Below are 19732 nucleotides of genomic sequence, written 5' to 3' on the forward strand. Positions count from 1 at the left end.
ACAGCAATTTTCTACAAGACTCTATTATCATTTATGATGGACTCTGTGAGGTATGGGATAAAACAGGATGAAACATGAAAGACAACGCTGACTACTCTACCGCGAGCGTTCTGGGAGGTCTGGAGCTGCTCAGTGCGCAGTATTACCGCCAGAACTTTTCCAGACACACTCATGAAGGGTATACCGTAGCGGTGATCGAGCATGGTGCTCAGCGCTTCTACCGCACTGGTGGCCAACATCTTGCCAATCAGGACAGTATCATTTTGGTCAATGCTGACGATGTTCATACTGGTCAGTCGGCCACCGACTACGGCTGGGCATATCGTGCCATGTATCCGACGCCTGAGCAGTTCCAATCGGTGTGTGCTGACCTGTTTCAGGGGCGCGATGGTGTTCCATACTTTCCTCAGGCTGTGGTTCATGACCCGGAGCTGGCGGTTCAGATGCGCCTGGTATTTGGCTTGCTTAGCAACGGTCAGGATCGGTTACTCAATGAGACCCTCCTGTACTCGGTGATGACAAGGCTGGTACTGCGTCATTCCCGTTCACGACATCAGTTCCGCCAGGGCAGTATACCCAGTCGGGCGCTTAATCTGGTCAGGGAGTATCTGGATGACTATCCGGCCGCAGACGTATCACTGGTAGATCTGGCGCATCTGGCGAACCTCAGCCCCTATTATCTGGTACGCCAGTTCAAGCGTTATTTTGGGCTACCGCCTCATGCTTACCAGGTGCAGGCTCGCCTGCGGCACGCTTGCAAGTTACTGCAGGGCGGTGAAACTCCCGCTGCTGTTGCAGTAGACTGCGGTTTTCATGACCAAAGCCATCTCACCAGTCATTTCAAACGGGCCATGGGGGTCGCGCCGGGTCAGTACGCCCGCCAGCGCAAGATACTACAAGCCTGACCCCCGCCTTGTTGCCACACTCCAAGTTGAATCAACAGGGAGTGGCACACAGTGGCGAAAATATCAGACACCTTGAAAGTAAAACCTTCCGGCACCTGTATCGGCAGTGCGTTGCGGGCAGCGACGCTGGATATCATGCCGTTGGCAGTGGCGGTCTTTCCATGGGGGATACTGTGCGGGTCTCTTGCGTTACAGTCGGGGCTGTCACCAATCCAGGCTCAGTTCATGTCGCTGGTGGTGTTTGCCGGTGCCGCCCAGCTCGCCGCTCTGGGCTTGATCAGTGGCGGCAGTGGTAATCTGGCGGCCATTGTGGGCAGCACTGCCGTGGTCAGCGCTCGCCACCTGCTCTATTCGGCGGTATTTCGTCCTGATGTTCTGGCTCTGTCATTGCGCTGGCGCCTGGCGCTGGCCTTCTTGTTAACGGATGAGATGTTTGCCGTGACCTCTGCTCATAAGCTTCGCACGGGCTGCTTCTCACCTCTCTATGCGCTGACTGCCGGGTTGACCTTCTACATCGTCTGGAACGCTGCTACCTTGACGGGCATCCTGCTGGGTTCTTTATTTACTGGCATCGAGCATCTGGGTTTTGATTTTGCTATTGCAGTGACGTTTATCGCTATGGTCGTGCCTGCTGTCAACACTCGGCCTATGTTGATTGCGGTGTTGATCAGCGGATTACTGGCGGTGATGTTTCAACTGCTGCAAGTGCAGCAAGGTCTGCTGTTAGCCAGTCTTATTGGCATGTCGGTGGGTTATCTTCTCAGTCGTAACAGGGAGGTGTGAGGTTATGATATGGCTGATTCTGATATTGATGGCACTGGTAACCTTCTCCTTCCGTTATGCCTTGTTTTCCGGCTATTTACGCCTGGATATCAGCCCAGGGCAAAAGCGTTTTCTGGCTTTTTCGGCACCTTGCGTACTAACCGCCATGGCAGCGCCTATTGTCATTATGCCGGGTGGTGAACTGAGTTCGACAATCCTGAACCCTTACCTGTTGTGCGGCCTGCTGGCGATAGGGTTGATTCTGGTGACTCGCCATATGCTGCTGACGGTGATAATCAGCCTGGCGGTGTTTGCACTGGCCACGCAGGTACTGTAGAGCTGCAGCAAAATCTTGCACTCATCATCAATGATGGCCAGGACTGAGCTGTTGCCCAGTCCTGGGACGTACCTGTGTTTTATCAGAATGCTGCTCGTGACAGATTTTCACGAACGAAGGGCAGCTTAAAAGTTAACAATACCCAACGCATGCAGGAACACGATGATAATCGCCAGCGGTGTGACATAGCGCATGGTGAAAGACCAGAGCTGATACAGCATACCTGAGCCCATTCCCAGTTCATCCTGCATCACGGTTTTCTTCAATATCCAGCCACTGAAGATCGCCATCAGCAGGCCGCCCAGCGGCATCAACCAGCTTGAGGTCAGGTAATCCAGCATATCGAAGAAGGTCTTGCCGAACAGTGTCCACTCGGCACCGACGTTGAGCGATGTGACTACCCCGAGACCACCCAGCCAGAGCAGACCACCCGCCAGCAGGCACGCCTTGATGCGTGTCATCTGGAACTTCTCGGTCAGCCAGGAGATGGTGGGCTCAAGCAGTGAGATGGCTGAGGTCAGGGCAGCAATCGCCAGCAGCAGGAAGAACAGCGTACCGAAGGCGCTGCCAAATGGCATCTGACCGAAGGCGATCGGCAGGGTGACAAAGATCAGCCCAGGACCTGCTCCCGGCTCCAGGCCGTTGGCAAATACCAGTGGGAAGATGGCAAGGCCAGCTGCAAGCGCAACAACCGTGTCCATGATCGCGATCAGCAGGGTGGTTTTACCGATGGAGACATTATCCGGCAGGTAAGAACCGTAGGTCATGATGGCGCCTGATGCCAGGCTCAGTGTGAAGAACGCATGCCCCAGTGCCACGAGGAAGGCGGTACCGGTCATCTTGCTGAAATCGGCTTTGAACAGGAAACTGACACCTTCAGCAAAGTGGCCGGTGCCCATGGCATAGCCCACCATCACCAGCAGAAGTACCAGCAGTCCCGGCATCAGCAGATTGATTGCCTTCTCCAGACCACCCTGCAGCCCCCGAACAACGATCGCCATGGTCAGGCCCAGTACTACGGTCATCCAGATGGTCAGCCCGACCGGATCAGCCAGCATGCCGCCAAACATGGCGCCGATCGCATCGCCGCCTTCACCGACAAAACTGCCGGTGGCTGCTTTTGGCGCGTAGGCAAAGGCCCAGCCTGCAACCACGGTATAGAACATCAGAATCATGAAGCCGGACAGCAGAGCCATGATACCGATGATTTTCCAGAAAGGATGAGCGCCAGCCTCACGCACCAGCGCGGCAATTCCCTGTGCGGGGTTGTGGCGGCCGCGACGACCGAGGGCGATCTCCGCCATCATGACGGGAATACCGATCGCCAGAATACAGGCCAGATAGACCAGTACGAAGGCACCGCCACCATGTTCGCCTGTGATGTAAGGAAATTTCCAGATGTTGCCAAGCCCGACAGCGGAACCGACCGCAGCCAGAATAAAGGCCATGCGGGTGGACCATTGAACGCGGGCTGGTGAAGACAATGAGGAGCCAGACGCAGCAGATGCTGCTGAAGTATAGCTTTGGGACATGAAGGTTGTACCTTTGTATTTATTCTTGGGTAACACTCGACAGGGTATGTCGGGTATTGGGTTAAAGGCCTGAATCCGCTTCCGGATCACGGAGGAGGATTCAGCGAGGCGAAATCATCCTGGCTTATTGATACTCAGTCAAGAGTTGTGTTGGAAAAAATGTATCACTAATGGAGTTTCAGGACTCAGCTTTAAAACTGAAGCAGAGGATTTCCTGTCGCATGTATTTGGTTGATTGTGGCAGATTCTGTATCAGATTTGGGTGTTCAGAGATGGGAGGGAGTGTGTTGACATATTCAGAGTGCGTAGTGCCGGGCCGTTAAAACGACCCGGCGTTATGCTGCAAACTGATTAACCAGCCAGTTCACTGAAGCAGTCGCGGATGATATCCAGACCCTGCTGAAGTTGCTGATCGGGTACGGTCAGCGGCACCAGAATACGGATTACATTACCGTACAGACCGCATGAAAGCAGAATCAGACCCTTATCACGCGCTTTGGCAACCAGCGCAGCGGTCAGCTCAGGTGCTGGCTTGCCATCCTGCAGCAGCTCCATCGCGATCATCGCGCCCAGACCGCGCACCTCGGCAATTACCGGGAAATCAACCGACAGCTGATTAAGATTACCGGTCAGAATTTCACCGACAGTGTTGGCGCGAGTCAGCAGATCCTCCTCCTTGAATGCCTGGAGTACGCCCAGCGCCGCGGCACAGGCGATCGGGCTGCCGCCATAGGTGCCGCCCAGGCCACCGGGTGCGATGGCATCCATGATATCGGCCTTGCCGACTATTCCAGCCAGCGGGAAGCCACCGGCGATCGACTTGGCGAAGGTAGTGATATCGGCGCTGACACCCATCTGCTCCATCGCAAAGAAAGTGCCGGTACGGCCTGCACCTGTCTGTACTTCGTCAGCGATCAGAACGATGCCATGCTTGTCGCACAGTTCACGCAGGGCAGCCATGAACGGCTTGGGTGCAACATAGAAGCCACCCTCACCCTGAACAGGCTCGAGAATGATCGCAGCAATATCACGTGGCTCGGCATCAAATTTGAAGATGCGTTCGATGGAGGCAATCGCATCTTCGGTGGAAACGCCATGCAGCTCACAGGGGTAGAGGGCTCGGAATACATCACCGGACATGATCCCCATGCCGCTGCTGTAAGGTGCTACTTTACCGGTCAGCGCCAGTGTGGCCAGAGTACGACCATGATAGCCGGCACCGAAGGCGATAACCCCGGTGCGGCCAGTATGAGCACGCGCCACCTTGATCGCATTTTCGACAGCCTCTGCACCAGTGGTGAAAAGGGCGCTTTTCTTGTCATAGTTGCCGGGCGTCAGCGCGTTGACACGCTCACACACCTCAACATAGGGCTCATAACCCAGTACCATGAAGCAGGTATGCGAGAGTTTTTCGAGCTGCTCAGCGACGGCGGCCTTGACCAGTGGATGCAGATGTCCTGTGTTCAGTACGGCGATACCACCGGCAAAATCGATAAACTCACGACCTTCTACATCCGTCAGGGTGGCGTTCTGCGCTGATTCGATAAAGTGAGGGTGAGCAAGCCCGACTCCGCGGGCGACGGCCTGACTTTTACGGTTGATCAGTTCAGCATTGGTTTTACTCATTTCTTTCTCCGGGCTATTCAAGTGCCATTCAAATGCTATGCATGTCAGATGTTGATGCAGAGGTATTTCATTTCCAGATATTCTTCGATTCCATGCTTCGAGCCTTCACGCCCGAGACCAGATGACTTCACGCCACCAAAAGGTGCGACTTCAGTCGAGATCAGGCCGGTGTTGATACCCACCATGCCATATTCCAGGGCTTCGGCTACACGCCATACACGGCTGATATCGCGTGTATAAAAATAGGCGGCCAGACCGAATTCGGTGTCGTTGGCCATGTGGATCACATCCTCAACATCATCGAAGCGGAACAGCGGTGCCAGTGGGCCGAAGGTTTCTTCACGTGCTACCAGCATCTCCGACGTGGCGCCACTGACGACAGTAGGGGAGAAAAATGTGCCGCCCAGCTCATGGCGCTGGCCGCCGGTCAGAACCTTTGCGCCCTTGCTGATCGCATCAGCCAGGTGCTGTTCGACTTTCTGAGCAGCGCGCTCATCGATCAGAGGTCCGGTAGTGACACCCTCTGTCAGACCGTTGCCGACATTGAGTTTTGCCACCGCGGCGGTCAGCTTTTCGGCAAAGGCATCATAAACACCCGCCTGAACATAGATGCGGTTGGCGCAGACGCAGGTCTGACCGGCATTGCGGTATTTGGAGATCATCGCACCGTCGACGGCAGCATCCAGATCCGCATCATCAAACACGATGAAGGGAGCATTACCCCCAAGCTCAAGTGACAGCTTCTTCAGGGTGGGTGCACATTGCTCCATCAGTTTGATGCCAACGCCGGTGGAACCGGTGAAGGAGAGCTTGCGCACGACCGGGCTCTGGCACAGTGTCTGACCGACAGCCAGTGAGCTTTCAACATCAGAGGTCACGACGTTGAATACACCGGCTGGAATACCCGCCTGCTCGGCGAGTTCGGCCAGTGCAAGCGCCGAGAAAGGAGTCTGTGGTGCTGGTTTGAGCACCATGGTGCAGCCGGCAGCCAGTGCCGGTGCAGCCTTGCGTGTGATCATGGCTGATGGGAAGTTCCAGGGTGTGATTGCAGCCGCCACACCGATCGGCTGACGAATCACAACCAGACGCTTGTCGCCCTGATGACCTGGAATGGTTTCACCATAAACTCGCTTGGCCTCTTCGGCAAACCACTCGATAAAGGAGGCCGCATAGGCGATCTCGCCCTTGGCTTCGGCCAGCGGCTTACCCTGTTCCAGCGTCATCAGTCGGCCAAGATCTTCCTGGTTCTGCATCATCAGTTCAAACCAGCGACGCAGTTTCGCACTGCGCTCTTTTGCAGTCAGGGCGCTCCATGCAGGCAATGCAGCTTCTGCAGCCGCTATCGCCTGCTCGGTTTCGGTCTGGCCCATAGTGGGCACGGAGCCGAGCTTTTCTCCGGTGGCTGGATTGAAGATGGCGTAGTCACTTTTGTCTGCGGCATCGATCCACTGGCCGTTAATGTATGCCTGTTGCTTAAACAGGGCCGGGTTGTTCAGGGGCATTATTGACTCCACGTTTTGTTGTTGGGTTAGCGCTGGTCTTATTGGTTGGTAGTAAGTCCAGCCTGTAAATTCAGTTGGACATCGCTTGATCTCACTGCGTACTGCGCAGATTCTCACTGCGTCTTCTCAGTAACTCCATTACCAGCAGGAGCAGAACAGACAGTAAAATCATTATAGTAGCCATCGCGGCGATTGCGGGGCTGATGTTTTCGCGTATACCTGAGAACATCTGCATCGGCAAGGTTCGTTCGGTAGGGCTGGCGATAAACAGCGCCACGACGACCTCATCGAAAGATGTGGCAAAGGCAAACAGTCCTCCTGAGGCAACGCCGGGGATTATCTGCGGTAATACGACAGTAAAGAAAACGCGCAAGGGGCTTGCACCGAGGCTGGCACCTGCTCGCATCTGGTTATAATCAAATCCCTGCAGCGTTGCGTTCACGGTAATCACCACAAACGGGACTCCCAGTACGGCATGTGCCAGCACCAGTCCTGCATAGGAGTTGAGCAGACCGACACTGGCAAAGAAGAAGTACATGCCGACAGCCACTATCACCAGCGGAACCACCATGGGCGAGATCAAAAGTGCCAGGAGTAATCCCTTGCCGGGAAAGTCGGCACGGTTCAAGCCAACAGCCGCCATCGTACCGAAAACCATGGCCAGAATAGTCGCCAGCGGCGCTACGATCATGCTGTTTTTCAGGGCATCCATCCAGGGGCCTGAACTGAAGATGGTCTGGTACCACTGCAGCGAAAAGCCCGGCAGAGGATAGGTCAGAAAGCTGCCACTGCTGAACGAAAGCGGGATGATCACCAGCACCGGCAGCATCAGGAATATCAGCACCAGTGCACAGAAGATGCGGAAGGTCCAGAACCAGATATGCTCAACAGGGGATGAATAGGGTTGTAATGCCATGGTTTCAGCTCCTGACCAGTTGTTTCTGATTGACCAGCTTGTGGTAGATCAGATAAAGCAGCAGGGTGGCAAGCAGGAGCAGCGAGCCCAGCGCAGCAGCCATACCCCAGTTATTTGTGGTGTTGGTGTAGTAGGCGACATAATAACTGACCATCTGATCAGACGGCCCACCAACAAGAGCTGGTGTGATGTAGTAGCCGATCGCCATGATGAAGACCAGAATCGTGCCTGCAGCGATGCCTGATATTGTCTGTGGGACGTATACCTGCCAGAAGGCTGCAAAGGGATGCGCGCCCAGTGATACAGCCGCACGCTGATAGCTGGGAGAGACCCCTTTCATGACACTGTAAAGAGGCAATACCATGAAGGGCAGCAGAATATGTACCATGGCAAAGAAAACACCGATGCGGTTAAACACTAACTGGATAGGTGTGTCGATGATGCCGCTCATGATAAGGCCTGTATTCACGAGCCCTCCGGATTGCAGCATCACGATCCATGCCGCAGTTCTGACCAGTAGTGAGGTCCAGAAGGGCAGCAGGACAAAAATCAGCAGCAGATTACTGGTACCTGTTGGCAGGGTCGCCAGTAGATAGGCCAGCGGAAAACCGAGAAACAGACAGATTAGTGTGACCCCGCCGGCGATCAACAGGGTACGTTTGAATACACTCTGGTAGATGCGCTGGTTCTGTTCAACTGCTTCGATTTTGCCGGCATCATTTCGTTTGAGGTCTACAGAGGCCAGCAGGTACCGATCAGTAGTGGCGGGAGCCGCCCGCTGTATGGCCAGCCAGGTGCTGGTCTCACCCCAGCGCGGACTGATCTCTTGCAACGCCAGTGTCCAGCTGTCGGCCTCGGCAGGCAGATGGCGGATGGTGTTGGTCAGCAGTGTTCTGAACGTGGGATCTTCGTAATTCAGGCGCCTGCCGATACGGCCTAGCCCGCCACCGCTGCGTGAATCTCGAATCTCATGTGCAAAGCTGGCAAAAACAGCTTCATTCGGCAGGTCTGAGCCATCCCATTCCTGAACCATTGCCGCAGTGACTGGCATGACCTGTTGCAGCTCTGTGTTGTCGATACTGCGCCACAGCATGTTTCCGATGGGTATCACGAAGATAATGATCAGAAAAATTGCCAAGGGAGCTATCAGCGCGACCGCCTTTATTTTGCGCAAACGTTCGGCGCGACGCAGCTGCGCCTTGAGCCCGGACGTTTTTCCGGAAGGACTCTGTTCAAGAGTAGCCATCGCTGCTGTCATCATTCCTCCGGGACTGGCAAGCCAGTCATGGATATATTTAGTTAAGCGCCGCCGGTGACCGGTTGAAAGGGGAGCCGGCGGCTATTCAGATCATTTCGTTTATCGGGATGCCCAGGAATTGAACCGCTGCTCAAGCTCTTCGCCGTGATCAACCCAGAACTCGGTATTCATTGCCAGTGCACCGACAAGGTTGTCAGCATGCGTTGGCATCTGAGCGGCCTGCTTGTCGCTCAGCAGAGCGATCGCATCAGGGTTGACCGGGCCATAGGGGATACGACTGGAGTAAACGGATTGAGTCTCTGCCTGACTGGCCAGTCTGATGAAGTCGTAAGCCGTATCGACATGCTTGCTGCCTTCAATAATGGTCCAGTAGTCCAGATCATAGACACTGCCATTCCAGGTGATCTGCAGGTTGCGACCCTCTTCCTGAGCGGCAGCGATACGGCCATTGTAGGCACTGGACATCACCACATCACCAGCCACCAGCCACTGAGGTGGTTGTGCTCCAGCTTCCCACCACTGAATATGTGCCTGAAGCTCATCCAGTTTGGCGAAGGCACGGTCAACACCTTCTGCGGTAGCCAGAACATCATAGACTTCATCAGCGGGAACGCCGTCAGCCATCAGGGCTGCTTCCAGTGTGTATTTGGCACCACGGCGAAGGCCGCGCATGCCAGGAAATTCCTCCACGTTCCAGAAGTCTGCCCAGCTTTCAGGAGCACGGGGAAGGCGATCTGCATCATAAGCCAGTACAGTAGACCACACCATGATGCCGACGCCGCACTCAGTGACTGCTTCGGGGATCACCTGATCCTTGATACCCAGTCTTTCCCAGTCGATCGGGACGAACAGGCCTTCAAAACAGCCTCTGGCAAGCTCTGGAGACTCGACTTCAACGACGTCCCAGCTGATATTGCCGGTTTCGACCATGGCACGAATACGGGCAAATTCGCCGTTGTAATCGCCGGCGGTCACACGTACACCACTCTTTTCAGTAAAGGGTGAGTAGTAAGCCTCCTGCATCGCGTCACCCGATGCGCCACCGAATGAGATGACCGTGAAGGCATGGGCACCGGCCGACAGTGCAAGGCCTGCAGTCAGTAGTGTTGTGTTGATTATTCTTCTGGCTGCTTTGGGTTGTGTGGTCTTTGTCATGTTTATCTCCGATAGTGCGTCATTATTGTTTGTCAGGTGTTGCGGTATTCAGACGGCATTCAGTGCTCTGACATCCTCATCTCGCCAGCCGATGTCGATCTGATCACCAACGGCTAGAGAGGGGCAGAGTTCACTGACCGGTACTTTGACGTAAAACTGATCATTGCCTGCCAGTTCACAGCGCAGACGCAGGTGATCTCCCAGATAGACAAACTCGTGCAGGGTCGTGCGGTAACGGTTGGGCAAGGACTGGCTGGCCCCATTCAGTCGGACGCGTTCGGGCCGGATCGACAGTTGTGTCGGATCTCCGGCATTCAGAGTCAGGCTTTTACTGGCGCGTGTACCAAGCCCTTCACCGAACTGAACCTGGCAGAAATCACCATCGACCGTTTTGACCCTGCCTGTCAGGGTGTTGTTTTCGCCAATGAACTGCGCCACAAAGGCATTAGCCGGATACTCATAAAGTGCCTGGGGCGAATCGATCTGCTGGATCACGCCATCATTGAAGACTGCTACCCGGTCTGACATGGTCAGGGCTTCTGTCTGATCATGGGTCACAAACACCACAGTCAGCCCCAGTTGTTGGTGCAGATGTTTTATTTCAAGCTGCATATGTTCGCGCAGCTGTTTATCGAGTGCACCCAGCGGTTCATCCATCAGAACCAGATTAGGCTCAAATACCAGTGCTCTTGCCAGTGCGACACGTTGCTGCTGACCACCGGATAGCTGTGTAGGGCGGCGTTTGGCAAAATCATCCAGTTTGATGATGCTGAGAATTCGATCGACCTTTTCACGGGCGAGTTGCTTCGGCATCTTTCTGGTTTTGAGTGGGTAAAGCAGGTTTTCCTCGACTGTCATGTGCGGAAACAGTGCATAGTTCTGAAATACCATGCCGATATTGCGCTTATGCGGAGGCAGCGTGTTCAGCCGCTGCTGCCCCAGAAATATGTCGCCACTGGTAGGCACTTCGAATCCTGCCAGCATCATCAGACAAGTCGTTTTGCCCGATCCGGATGGGCCCAGCAGGGTGACAAATTCGCCTTTGTGGATGGTGAGATTCAAATCCTTGACGACCAGATTTTCGCCGTCATAGGTCTTCTGGACACCTGAGAAACGAACCAGAGGTTCCATTTCAGCGCCTGGTTGCATATTCTTCTCCTCCTGCAGCAGCGATTGCCGGCATGTTAATAAAAATTGACAGCAAGGGCGAAAAATAACGTTCCACATTCGAAGAAGGTGGGTATTAGAGTTATTATTCCCGGGTTTTAAGTTGTATCACCCGCTATCACTAAGGTCAGAAGCATGAAACGGGCCAACTTTAGTTTTTTCAGAGAGTTTGCTGCTCTCATGTGTTAAGTTTATTTATCGCACATTTTACAGGGGCATAGCAAGAGGGTTTTGGTGCCACTTTAGTGTGCAATGTTTTAAGGTTCAGTTTGATAATGGTGCATTGAACAGGAAAACAGTACATGAGTGATCTCAGTAGTGGTAAAGACAACTTCGATCTTGGCGTGCGCCTGCGCTATGTTCGGCAGAATGCAGGCTTGTCGCAACGCGAGCTTGCCAAGCGCGCAGGGGTAACCAACGCGGCAATTTCACTGATAGAAAACAATCAGAGTAGTCCGTCGGTTTCCTCCTTGAAAAAGGTACTGGATGGTATCCCGATGTCGTTGACGGATTTCTTTGCACTGGAGACTCCTGAGGAGAATCGGGTATTTTTCAGTGCCAGTGATCTGGTACCGCTTGCCAGTGGTGATGTCAGCTTTCGGCAAGTCGGTGATATGCGTCACCATAACTTGCAGATACTGCATGAACGCTATGCCCCAGGTGCCGATACCGGGCGTACGATGCTGCAGCATGACTCGGAAGAGGGTGGGGTGGTGATCGAAGGGGAGATCGAGCTGACTGTCGGTGATCGCAAATCGATACTCAAGGCGGGTGATGCCTATCTATTCGATAGCCGCCAACCTCATCGCTTTCGTAATGTCGGCAAGGTGGATTGTGTGATCATCAGCGCCTGTACACCACCTTATCTTTAAAGCTCCTGCAACTTTAAAGATAAGGTGGTTCGCGGGATGCCTGTTGGTGCTCATCTTCGGGGCAGGCCATCTCGTTGACATCCGGTCGTTCTGTGATGCGCTTCTGTAACAGTTCGGCAAGCTTGACCACACCGGGCGTGGCGAACTCACCATCAGCGAGAATCAGGTATATTTCAACTTTTCGATCTGCCGGTGTCTGCATGCGCAAGGGCTTTAATAGTCCCTCCTCCAGTTGCCTGCGAATTCTGACCTCTGGATACCAGGCAAAGCCGATACCCTGGCAGGCGCATTCGATAGAGGTTTTCAGGCTTGAAAGGGTCCAGCGTTGCTCCGCTCCCAGCCATCCCGCATCCAGATTGCGGCTGCCCGAGTCTCTAACCACCAGTTGTCGATGCTGGCGCAGATCTTCCAGCGTCAAGGGGGTGTTCATCTGGTGCAGGGGATGATCCGGGTGAGCGACGGGAATGAAACGCACCGTCAGTAACGGAGTGCCAAGAAACCCCGGCGGTACGCGGCTGCCCAAGGCCAGTTGAGCATGCCCTTTGAGTAGCGCCTCATCGGTGCCACTCAAGGTGCTTTCCAGCAGGTTGATCCGTGTGAAGGGCTGAAGGGTGGCAAACTCGACCAGTACACACATCAGCAGGTCGGCAGGAAAGATGGCATCCATGGCGATACGGATCTCGGCTTCTGCACCGGTACCATATTGCCGTGCGAGCTTTTCGACTCGATCGGCATCCTCGAGCAGCTTTCGGGCATGCCGTACCAGTGCCTGCCCTGTATCGGTGAGAGCTGAGCGACGTCCTTCCAGTCTGAATACACGTGCTTCCAGAGATGTTTCCAGTTTCTGTATGGCATAGCTGATGGCTGACTGACTTTTACCCAGAGCCTCTGCGGCTTGAGCGTATCCACCATTGTCAACTACGGCAACCAGTGCCTGCCACTGCTCAAGCGTAATATTCATCGGGCCACCTGTCATTGGGCTGTCTGTATCGGGTTGTCTATCTGGGATTGTCTTCTTCGGACTCTCTAACTCAGAGTATCCATCAGTTTTTCTGATCAAATCCTGCTTATTTTTGCTGTTTTATATCGGAATATCAAATCTGATAATGGTTGCATACTTAATCAGTCAGGAGTTATACGCATGAAAACGCTACTTCACATCAAAAGCAGTCTTTTTGCCGATCATGGTCAGTCCACCCAACTGGCTGATCAATTCATCACCCAGTGGCTTGATAAGAACCCAAGTGGTCAGGTCGTTTCACGTGATCTGGTCAAGGAGCCTTTGCCACATCTGGATGCCGACCTGATCGCGGCACTGATGAGTGAGCCTGCTCAGCGCAATGAGCAGCAGCAGGCGGTGGTGAATCTGTCTGACAGCTTGATTGATGAACTGCAGCAGGCTGATCTGGTGCTGATCGGTGTTCCCATGTACAACTTCGGAGTGCCATCCCAGATGAAAACCTGGCTGGATCTGCTCGCCAGAGCCGGTGTGACCTTCCGCTATACTGAAACAGGCCCTGTCGGCTTGCTGCAGGATAAACCGGTGGTACTGCTGGCTACGCGTGGCGGTATGTACAAGGAAGCGGGTATGGATCATCAGATTCCATTCCTGAAACAGTTTCTGGGCTTTGTTGGACTCAACTCTGTTGAGGTGATCTATGCTGAGGGTCTGAATATGGGTGATGGTGTCAAGGAGCAGGCGTTAACAGCTGCGCGCGAACAGATAGTGCAGCTGGCCTCTTGATTGAGCCGCTCAGAAGAGCGGAAAAACCCAAACAAAACTGCACAACGGGAGATAAGTCATGGGATTGCTGGTGGATGGCAACTGGTACGATAAATGGTATGACACCGAATCAACGGGTGGACGCTTTGTAAGGAGCGAATCCCAGTACCGTGAATGGATCGATGCGCCGGGTAGTGGCGCGAGATTCGAGGCGGAAGCAGATCGTTACCATCTGTATGTTTCGCTGGCTTGTCCCTGGGCGCATCGCACGCTGATTCTGCGTGCGTTGAAAGGGCTTGAGGAGATGGTCAGTGTATCCGTGGTGCATCCCCTGATGCTGGATAACGGCTGGACATTTGATCCCGGATTTGAGGGTGCCACGGGAGATAGCTTGTATGGATCATCCTTCATGCATCAGATCTATACCCGTGACAAGGCCGACTACTCCGGCCGTGTCACCGTGCCTGTGTTGTGGGATAAAAAGCGCGAGTGCATCGTCAATAACGAGTCATCCGATATCATCAGAATGCTGAATACGGCATTTGATGAACTGGGTGCAAAAGCGGGAAATTACTATCCGGAAGCCTTGCGCGAAGCGATCGATGAGGTGAATCAGCGGGTCTATGATCGCGTTAATAATGGGGTCTACCGGGCAGGCTTTGCAACTTCTCAGGAGGCTTATGAGGAGGCTGTCACGGATCTCTTTGCCGAACTGGACTGGCTGGAAGGCCGACTTTCCACCCAGCGCTACCTGGTGGGTGGCGAACTGACGGAGGCGGATATCCGTCTGTTCACGACCCTGATTCGGTTCGATCCGGTCTATGTCAGTCATTTCAAGTGTGATCGTAACCGGATTGCTGACTATCCAGTACTGTCTGAGTATCTGCGCGATATCTATCAGCATCCGGGAGTGGCCGAAACGGTCAATCTTGACCATATTCGGCATCATTATTACTGCAGCCATCCCACGATCAATCCCAGTGGTGTGATCCCGGTCGGACCGCGTGTTGATCTGATGGCCGCACATAAGCGTGAGGAGCTTTGATATGTCGGGTTCTACAGGAGCAGTTGAACGTTCCGTCAGTCGTGTTATTGCCGGTATCAACAGTGAGGATGGCGCAGGAGTGAAGCTCAAGCGCAGCATCGGGCAGCGTCAGAATATGCGTATAGATCCGTTTCTGATGCTGGATATGTTCTCCTCCGATAATCCGGATGATTATATTGCAGGCTTTCCACCGCATCCGCACAGAGGGTTTGAGACGGTGACCTACATGCTGGATGGACTGATGTTGCATCGGGATCATCTGGGGAGTGAGGGGCTGCTGCGTTCCGGTGGTGTGCAATGGATGACGGCCGGTCGTGGTGTGATTCATGAGGAGCGCCCACAGCAGGAAGATGGTCTGATGCGGGGCTTTCAACTCTGGGTCAATCTGCCGGCCGCCGACAAGATGAAGCCTGCAGCCTATCAGAATATCGAGCCTGAAGAGGTGGTGGAGCACACAACGTCAGATGGTGTCAAATTGCGCCTGGTGGCAGGTACCCTGACACTTGAAGGTGTGGAGTTGACCGGGCCGGTGCAGGGTGTGACGACCAATCCACTGTTCGTGGATATTGCCTTGCCGCCGAAGGCCAGGATCACACTGCCATTGGCGGCTGGTCTGTCGGGTTTTGCTTATCTGTTCCTCGGCGCAGCGGGGCTTGGCGATCAGCGTTTAACGCTGAATGCGGCTTCCGAGTTAACCCAGGGTGACCAGGTGACCTTCACCAGTGGAGATGAGCCGGCTAGGTTGCTTTTGGTGGCAGCGAAGCCGATTGGCGAGCCGGTGGTTCAGTACGGGCCTTTCGTCATGAACACGGTCGAAGAGATAGAGCAGGCTCTGAGAGACTATCGTGATGGACGATTAACTGACTGATGGCAGGCTGCCAAGATAGCCAAATATTATCAGATGGTATATACATATTAACTGACGCCTGAAAAAACCACTCCTGTATTAGGAGTGGGTTTAATCCTTGCAACGCAGTGTGTTTAGGGGGATAAGTGGTTGGCTCAGACGATGATGTAGTCATATTCGCAGATGAAGCAGTACTGCCGGAGGAGCAATCCTGGGTGTCACTGCCACGAAATCATTGGAAAGTACTGATCGTTGATGACGACGAGGATGTTCATATTTCCACTGAGTTCTCCCTCAAATCCCTGCTCTTTCTTGAGCGGCCTTTGCTGTTTCTTCACGCCTATTCATCTGCCGAAGCCTTTAAGATTTTATCCGAGAATCCAGATATCGCCGTCATGCTGCTTGATGTGGTCATGGAGTCTGAAGATGCGGGTCTTCAGTTGGTTCACCGGGTTAGAGAGGAGCTGAAACTTGATACCCTGCGGATTATTCTGCGTACCGGTCAGCCGGGCTATGCACCGGAAATTGAGACGATTGAACAGTATGACATCAACGACTACAAGACCAAGGGCGAGTTGACGCGAGCCAGGCTTTACAGCTCACTCATGACGGCAATACGCAGTTTTGAACAACTGCAGAAAATTGACAAGAACCGTATCGGTTTGTCCCGCATCATCAGTGCGACCAACAGCTTGATGCAAAAGCAGGGGTTGAGGGACTTCTCCGAGGGAGTTATCAATCAACTGGCCGCTTTTATAGGGATAGAACCTGATGGGCTGGTCTGTTTCCAGGCCCTTAATGAAGAGCTGAATCCTGGTTCTGTCCGCGTCATCGCAAGTGCTGGGCGATACATACCGTGGATGGATGAGCCGCATTTCAGCGAAGATCATAAGGTCTGGTCACGGGTTCAGGAGTGCTTCATGGAGTCAGCCAATATCGTTCATGATGACTCCACCTGTCTCTATTTCGAGCCGACTCCCAGTCAGCGCTATGTCGTATATGTGGATGCAGTGATCTCGCTGTCTCAGATGGATGAAGAGCTGATCAAGATGTTCGCACATAATATCTCGCTTTGTGCGCAGAATATCGGCCTTGTCGAGCAGCTTCAGACACTGGCTTATCAGGATACTCTGACCGGTCTTTGCAACCGCAATGGATTACTGCGTTTGCTGGAGGAGCTGCCAAAGCCTTGTGCTGACTCGCTACAGCTTATTATGATCGATATCGACCAGTTTTCGGTCGTGAATGACACCTTCGGACACCGCCATGGGGATCTGCTTCTGCAGCGGGTGTCTGAGATGCTATCCACCCTGAAAGGTCTGCAAAGCATGGCGCGCCTCGGGTCTGATCATTTTGCGCTGCTTCTGGAAAAGGTGCCGGGGCAGGATGCTGAGGTACGTCGTCTTTTCATGGAGCCTGTGGAGGTCAATGATACTCAGCATCTGCTGACGGTGTGTACCAGCGAAGTTACGGTCGACCAAAGTGTCAGTGCCAGCGACCTGCTGGGTAATGCGGTTATTGCTCTGAAGCGTGCCAAGCTGGAAGGCCAAAGTCAGCATATGGCATTCAGCAAAGAGATGGGGCAGGAGCTCAGAGCACGCGCGATGCTCTTGTCTGAGCTGAAGCAGGATCTGCAGCAGGAGGGCTTGCATCTGGTCTATCAACCCCAGGTCGAGCTTGAAACGGGCCAGGTGCTGGGGTTTGAGGCACTGCTGCGCTGGAAGACTCGTAAGGGCGATATGATCTCGCCTGATCTGTTTATTCCACTGGCCGAACGGTCAGGTCTGATCCTGACACTGGGTGCCTGGGTGCTTCGTCAGGCCTTGCAGGATCTTAAATCAGTCAGAGCATTGCTGCCGGATCTGCGTGTGGCGGTGAATGTTTCAGCCGTTCAGTTCAATCAGGCGGATTTTGAAAATGTCGTTGCTCAGGCTCTGCAGGATTCGGAACTGGACGGCAATGTACTGGATCTTGAGATTACGGAGTCGGCTGGTATTCTGGGGTCTGATGCCGTTGAGGCGAAGCTTCAGGAGTTGAAAAAGCTGGGTGTCATTATCTCCATTGATGATTTTGGCACCGGATTTTCATCGCTGTCCTATCTGGAGCAGCTCAGTGCTGACCGTCTGAAGATCGACCGGAATTTTGTAGCCAAGCTTTCATCTCCTTCTGGACGACGAATTGCGGAAGCGATAGTGAACCTGGGACGCCAGTTGCGCCTGCAGGTATTGGCTGAGGGGATTGAGGATCTGATGCAGCTTGATGAACTCAAGCGCCTTGGTTGTCATCAGGGGCAGGGGTATCTGATCGCCAGACCCATGCCGATTGAACAGTTGGAGTCCTGGCTGAAACAGGTTGCAGAAAAAAACAGCTGGGATCTTTCTGGCCAGATAATACGGGATTAATCTGTGAGCCATGCCGGATATAAGCGCGCCTGGAGTTTTCGCGGTATCGTGACGGCAGCCTTGGTTTCAACGGCTGTGCTGACGTTTACCCTGGTCGGGGGCGCCCTGTTGATCTATCGTATCCCGGCGATAGAGCAGGAATCCTACAAGTATGCTCAGCTGATGGCATCCGAAACGGCCGAGCTGCTGCGAGATGTGGTGGCAGATATTGCTCAGGATCCACAAACCTATCGCCAGTTCCTGCAGGAGCCGGAGGTGGTGATTCAGTCACGGGTCAGTCGTTACATTTATCTTATCCCGATGCCGATTGCGGTGGCAGATTATCAGGGTAATTTTCTGGTCGGCAACTTTGCAGGTGATCAGTCACTGGTTGCCACGGATGATTTTCAGTCACTTATGACAGCCGCACTGACGCGTAAGCCACTTCCCGAAACCTTGCCCTGGCAGGATATCCGTGTACACCCTTCGGCCTTGCTGATGGATGATATGGGGTGGATCGTGGTGGCGGCTGTTCCTTCTGGAATGCACAACCCGGCCTTTGCTGCAATTGTTTACCTGATGGCAGGCGGTTTTCTGGGCGCCTGTATCATCGGTATGTTGATTGCACCACTCTGGGCCAGACTGTTGCAGCGTCCTGTGGTTGAATTGATCAACTGCTCAACGCTGGTTGCCAATGGCTGCTATCAACAGGACTGGCCATCAGGGCCCGTCGATGAGCTCAACCGCCTGAGTCAGGATCTGCATCTGATGGCGGATAAGATCTATCAGCGTGAACAGGAGCTCAGTGAGCTTAATCAGCGTCTTGAACAGCGGGTGGAGGCCAGAACAGCTGAGCTGGCAGAATCCAATGCTGCGTTGTCAGGAGCGCTTGAAACCCTGGAGCGGGCCCAGGAGGAGTTGATACAGTCGGCCAAACTGGCAGCACTGGGTGAGTTGGTGGCGGGGGTGGCACATGAACTGAATACGCCGATCGGTAACGGTATGATGGCGGCTTCAACCATGGATGCTGCGGTGAGAACTTTCCGTAAGGAAGTAGAGGGAGGGCTCAAGCGCTCTGCACTGGATGGCTTTGTTGATAATATGGAGCAGTCGGCTTCCATCATCACGCGCAACCTGTCCAAGGCCGTGGCATTGGTCACGAATTTCAAGCAGGTGGCAGTCGACAGAACCAGTTCGCAGCGGCGCCAGTTCATGTTGAAAGAGATAGTCGATGAAGTGATGGTGATGATGCACCCAACACTGAAACGCCTGATGCATCGTATAGATGTTAAGATTGATGGTGAGATCCTGATGGATAGCTATCCTGGTCCACTCGAACAGGTTCTGACAAACCTTTTGCAAAACGCCATCATCCATGGCTTTGATGAGGATGAAGCTGGCGATATTATTCTTCACGCCTGTCAATCTGCTCAGAGTGTCATCATTCGTATCTCAGATAGTGGCAAAGGGATACCCCCTGAAATGATCAAACGCATTTTTGATCCTTTTTTTACTACGCGTCTCGGCTCAGGAGGCAGCGGGCTCGGGTTGAATGTGGTACATAATATCGTGACGGGTGTGCTTGGAGGTTCTATCCGTGTTGAAAGTACATTAGGTGAAGGAACAGTAATGGAGCTGTTTTTGCCCGCTGATGCACCTGTGCAGGAGTTGTAGCACTCTGGCACTCCTGGCCACCTAAACACC

Annotated in this window: 17 protein-coding genes; 9 read left to right on the plus strand and 8 right to left on the minus strand. The window is 53.7% G+C overall.

Features of this window, described 5'->3' with window-relative positions:
• The first annotated feature begins 74 nt into the window (after window positions 1–74).
• Genes F7R27_RS11395 through F7R27_RS11405 form a run of 3 tightly spaced genes read left to right on the plus strand, consistent with a single transcriptional unit; the run spans window position 75 to window position 2004 of the window.
• Window positions 75–905 (plus strand): AraC family transcriptional regulator, encoded by an 831-nt coding sequence (locus F7R27_RS11395; protein WP_151704384.1) that lies wholly within the window; start codon window positions 75–77, stop codon window positions 903–905.
• A 51-nt stretch (window positions 906–956) separates the two neighbouring features.
• Window positions 957–1688: an AzlC family ABC transporter permease gene (locus tag F7R27_RS11400; protein ID WP_206060483.1), complete on the plus strand. Its 732-nt coding sequence runs from the start codon at window positions 957–959 to the stop codon at window positions 1686–1688.
• A gap of 4 nt (window positions 1689–1692) precedes the next feature.
• Complete coding sequence (locus F7R27_RS11405; protein WP_151704385.1) at window positions 1693–2004, plus strand: AzlD domain-containing protein; 312 nt, start codon at window positions 1693–1695, stop codon at window positions 2002–2004.
• 125 nt (window positions 2005–2129) lie between these two features.
• On the opposite strand, the gene F7R27_RS11410 is transcribed toward F7R27_RS11405, so the two are convergent.
• The 7 genes from F7R27_RS11410 to F7R27_RS11440 all read right to left on the minus strand — a co-directional run bounded on the left by F7R27_RS11410 (window position 2130) and on the right by F7R27_RS11440 (window position 11142).
• Window positions 2130–3536: a sodium-dependent transporter gene (locus F7R27_RS11410; RefSeq protein WP_151704386.1), complete on the minus strand. Its 1407-nt coding sequence runs from the start codon at window positions 3534–3536 to the stop codon at window positions 2130–2132.
• Window positions 3537–3887: 351 nt separating this feature from the next.
• Complete coding sequence (gene gabT, locus F7R27_RS11415) at window positions 3888–5162, minus strand: 4-aminobutyrate--2-oxoglutarate transaminase (protein WP_151704387.1); 1275 nt, start codon at window positions 5160–5162, stop codon at window positions 3888–3890.
• Window positions 5163–5206: 44 nt separating this feature from the next.
• Complete coding sequence (gene gabD, locus F7R27_RS11420; protein ID WP_151704388.1) at window positions 5207–6664, minus strand: NADP-dependent succinate-semialdehyde dehydrogenase; 1458 nt, start codon at window positions 6662–6664, stop codon at window positions 5207–5209.
• 91 nt (window positions 6665–6755) lie between these two features.
• Window positions 6756–7580: an ABC transporter permease gene (locus F7R27_RS11425; RefSeq protein ID WP_151704389.1), complete on the minus strand. Its 825-nt coding sequence runs from the start codon at window positions 7578–7580 to the stop codon at window positions 6756–6758.
• A 4-nt stretch (window positions 7581–7584) separates the two neighbouring features.
• The gene (locus tag F7R27_RS11430) at window positions 7585–8838 is read right to left on the minus strand and encodes an ABC transporter permease (protein ID WP_151704390.1); all 1254 of its coding nucleotides are present in this window, start codon (window positions 8836–8838) and stop codon (window positions 7585–7587) included.
• Between the two features lie 99 nt (window positions 8839–8937).
• The gene (locus F7R27_RS11435) at window positions 8938–9993 is read right to left on the minus strand and encodes an ABC transporter substrate-binding protein (protein WP_151704391.1); all 1056 of its coding nucleotides are present in this window, start codon (window positions 9991–9993) and stop codon (window positions 8938–8940) included.
• Window positions 9994–10041: 48 nt separating this feature from the next.
• The gene (locus tag F7R27_RS11440) at window positions 10042–11142 is read right to left on the minus strand and encodes an ABC transporter ATP-binding protein (RefSeq protein WP_151704392.1); all 1101 of its coding nucleotides are present in this window, start codon (window positions 11140–11142) and stop codon (window positions 10042–10044) included.
• 320 nt (window positions 11143–11462) lie between these two features.
• Here F7R27_RS11440 and F7R27_RS11445 point away from each other — a divergent pair, with 320 nt between their 5' ends.
• Window positions 11463–12032, plus strand: coding sequence for a cupin domain-containing protein (locus F7R27_RS11445; RefSeq protein ID WP_151704393.1), 570 nt, complete (start codon window positions 11463–11465; stop codon window positions 12030–12032).
• Between the two features lie 13 nt (window positions 12033–12045).
• Here the strand turns inward: F7R27_RS11445 and F7R27_RS11450 are convergent, their stop codons facing one another.
• On the minus strand, window positions 12046–12993 hold the full coding sequence (locus F7R27_RS11450) for a LysR family transcriptional regulator (RefSeq protein ID WP_151704394.1): 948 nt from the start codon (window positions 12991–12993) through the stop codon (window positions 12046–12048).
• 180 nt (window positions 12994–13173) lie between these two features.
• Here F7R27_RS11450 and F7R27_RS11455 point away from each other — a divergent pair, with 180 nt between their 5' ends.
• The 5 genes from F7R27_RS11455 (at window position 13174) to F7R27_RS11475 (ending at window position 19702) form a co-directional block, all read left to right on the plus strand.
• Entirely contained in the window at window positions 13174–13776 is a 603-nt protein-coding gene (locus tag F7R27_RS11455) for an FMN-dependent NADH-azoreductase (RefSeq protein WP_151704395.1), read from the plus strand.
• 58 nt (window positions 13777–13834) lie between these two features.
• Window positions 13835–14800, plus strand: a complete 966-nt coding sequence (locus F7R27_RS11460; RefSeq protein ID WP_151704396.1) for a glutathione S-transferase family protein — start codon at window positions 13835–13837, stop codon at window positions 14798–14800.
• A gap of 1 nt (window position 14801) precedes the next feature.
• Window positions 14802–15668: a pirin family protein gene (locus F7R27_RS11465; protein ID WP_151704397.1), complete on the plus strand. Its 867-nt coding sequence runs from the start codon at window positions 14802–14804 to the stop codon at window positions 15666–15668.
• Between the two features lie 194 nt (window positions 15669–15862).
• Window positions 15863–18049 carry a bifunctional diguanylate cyclase/phosphodiesterase gene (locus F7R27_RS11470; RefSeq protein ID WP_168927486.1) on the plus strand — a complete coding sequence of 729 codons (2187 nt, stop codon included), beginning with the start codon at window positions 15863–15865 and terminating at the stop codon, window positions 18047–18049.
• Window positions 18050–18052: 3 nt separating this feature from the next.
• Window positions 18053–19702 carry a sensor histidine kinase gene (locus tag F7R27_RS11475; protein ID WP_151704399.1) on the plus strand — a complete coding sequence of 550 codons (1650 nt, stop codon included), beginning with the start codon at window positions 18053–18055 and terminating at the stop codon, window positions 19700–19702.
• Window positions 19703–19732: the final 30 nt, after the last annotated feature.

Source organism: Nitrincola alkalilacustris, from assembly GCF_008973755.1.
Taxonomy (GTDB): Bacteria; Pseudomonadota; Gammaproteobacteria; order Pseudomonadales; family Balneatricaceae; genus Nitrincola; species Nitrincola alkalilacustris.

What these genes read in the sequence shown, in the direction of transcription:
- F7R27_RS11405 (WP_151704385.1), top strand. Translation starts at nt 1,693, where the DNA reads ATGATATGGCTGATTCTGATATTGATGGCACTGGTAACCTTCTCCTTC.
- F7R27_RS11395 (WP_151704384.1), top strand. Translation starts at nt 75, where the DNA reads ATGAAAGACAACGCTGACTACTCTACCGCGAGCGTTCTGGGAGGTCTG.
- F7R27_RS11440 (WP_151704392.1), bottom strand. Translation starts at nt 11,142, where the DNA reads ATGCAACCAGGCGCTGAAATGGAACCTCTGGTTCGTTTCTCAGGTGTC.
- F7R27_RS11455 (WP_151704395.1), top strand. Translation starts at nt 13,174, where the DNA reads ATGAAAACGCTACTTCACATCAAAAGCAGTCTTTTTGCCGATCATGGT.
- F7R27_RS11450 (WP_151704394.1), bottom strand. Translation starts at nt 12,993, where the DNA reads ATGAATATTACGCTTGAGCAGTGGCAGGCACTGGTTGCCGTAGTTGAC.
- F7R27_RS11435 (WP_151704391.1), bottom strand. Translation starts at nt 9,993, where the DNA reads ATGACAAAGACCACACAACCCAAAGCAGCCAGAAGAATAATCAACACA.
- gabD (WP_151704388.1), bottom strand. Translation starts at nt 6,664, where the DNA reads ATGCCCCTGAACAACCCGGCCCTGTTTAAGCAACAGGCATACATTAAC.
- F7R27_RS11425 (WP_151704389.1), bottom strand. Translation starts at nt 7,580, where the DNA reads ATGGCATTACAACCCTATTCATCCCCTGTTGAGCATATCTGGTTCTGG.
- F7R27_RS11410 (WP_151704386.1), bottom strand. Translation starts at nt 3,536, where the DNA reads ATGTCCCAAAGCTATACTTCAGCAGCATCTGCTGCGTCTGGCTCCTCA.
- F7R27_RS11445 (WP_151704393.1), top strand. Translation starts at nt 11,463, where the DNA reads ATGAGTGATCTCAGTAGTGGTAAAGACAACTTCGATCTTGGCGTGCGC.
- F7R27_RS11460 (WP_151704396.1), top strand. Translation starts at nt 13,835, where the DNA reads ATGGGATTGCTGGTGGATGGCAACTGGTACGATAAATGGTATGACACC.
- gabT (WP_151704387.1), bottom strand. Translation starts at nt 5,162, where the DNA reads ATGAGTAAAACCAATGCTGAACTGATCAACCGTAAAAGTCAGGCCGTC.
- F7R27_RS11430 (WP_151704390.1), bottom strand. Translation starts at nt 8,838, where the DNA reads ATGACAGCAGCGATGGCTACTCTTGAACAGAGTCCTTCCGGAAAAACG.
- F7R27_RS11465 (WP_151704397.1), top strand. Translation starts at nt 14,802, where the DNA reads ATGTCGGGTTCTACAGGAGCAGTTGAACGTTCCGTCAGTCGTGTTATT.